2 protein-coding genes and 1 pseudogene are annotated in these 1,165 nt (G+C 67.0%); all 3 read left to right on the top strand.

Features of this window, described 5'->3' with window-relative positions; all coding sequences use genetic code 11:
• Nucleotides 1-360, top strand: a 360-nt coding sequence (locus ABZ910_RS36310; protein WP_361373705.1) for a hypothetical protein, incomplete at its 5' end; no start/stop codon positions are given.
• 61 nt (nucleotides 361-421) lie between these two features.
• Nucleotides 422-961, top strand: a complete 540-nt coding sequence (locus ABZ910_RS36305) for a winged helix-turn-helix domain-containing protein (RefSeq protein WP_361373703.1) — start codon at nucleotides 422-424, stop codon at nucleotides 959-961.
• Nucleotides 958-1,165, top strand: a pseudogene (locus tag ABZ910_RS36300) (IS630 family transposase); the annotation flags it as partial. The gene ABZ910_RS36305 and the pseudogene ABZ910_RS36300, both read left to right, overlap by 4 nt.

The raw sequence follows: 1,165 nt of genomic DNA, 5'->3' as shown, positions 1-1,165 counted from the left end.
ATGATCACGGATCCCGTGTCCGCTCTGTCATCCACCCCAACCCGCGGCATCCTCACGCCAGTTGGGCGATCCCGGGAACTTGCGCAAGCCCTGGCCACCTGCGCCCTCATGACCCGGACCGGGCAATCCAAACTTGCTGCCGCCGAGCACAAGGGGACGTGCCCGCAGGCCGTCGAAGCGCTGGTACGCCCCCTGAGTGGCGCGGAACGAGGCAAGTTGACCGACGCCTATGCGTCCCGGTTCTTCGCAAGGGACAGCAGCCTCGGATACATAAACCTCGACGACAACCCTCTCCAGGTCAGCGAACTGCTGCTTTCGAAGGTCAACGGAAAGTGGCTGGTGACCGAATGGCGTTACTGATGTTTGAGGCGTGATGTCGTTGGGGGCTGACGGAACGTGATCGTCGCGGTATGTCGGTTGTATGAGGTATCCGCAGGGTGGTGGGCTGACGCCTGAACGGCAGGTGTTTCGTGAGCGGATCCGGATGGAGGCCGCCGAGCGGTTCGCCGCAGGTGCCTCCAACGCGGAGGTCGCCAAGGACTTACGGGTGAGCCTGCGCTCGGTGCAGCGGTGGCGACGGGCCTGGCAGGACGTCGGCGCCGTGGGGCTGCGATCCGCTGGACCGGTCTCAACGCCGAAGCTGAGCGACACGCTGTTCGCCGTGCTGGAAGTCGAGCTGGCCAAGGGCGCCGTGGCGCACGGCTGGCCGGACCAGACCTGGACCCTGGCCCGGATCAAGACGCTCATCGGGCGGCGGTTCCACAAGTCGTTCACGCTCTCGGGGATCTCGCAGATGCTGCGACGCCACGGCTGGAGCCACCAGGTCCCCGCGAAGCACGCCATCGAGCGGGACGAGGCAGCCATAGCCGGATGGGTGAAGGAGACCTGGCCATCCGCGGAAGCACCGCGGCGGCTCTCGACGCCTACCTCGTCTTCGAGGACGAGGCCGGCTTCTCGATGACGCCGCCCACCGCCCGCACCTGGTCCCACCGCGGCAACACCCCGATCGTCCGCGTCCGCGGGCGCTCCCAGCGCAGAATCTCCATCGCCGCCCTGGCCTGCTACAAGACAGGCGACCGCTCACGGCTGATCTACCGGCCGATCGTCCATGCGGACCACAAGGCCGGCGGCCGCCGAAGCTTCGCCTGGACGGACTATCGCGATC

Source organism: Streptomyces sp. NPDC046805 (assembly GCF_040645355.1).
In the GTDB taxonomy this organism is placed as follows: domain Bacteria; phylum Actinomycetota; class Actinomycetes; order Streptomycetales; family Streptomycetaceae; genus Streptomyces.
The sequence above is the reverse complement of the archived record's forward strand: the minus strand, read 5'-3'. Positions and strand labels throughout refer to the sequence as shown.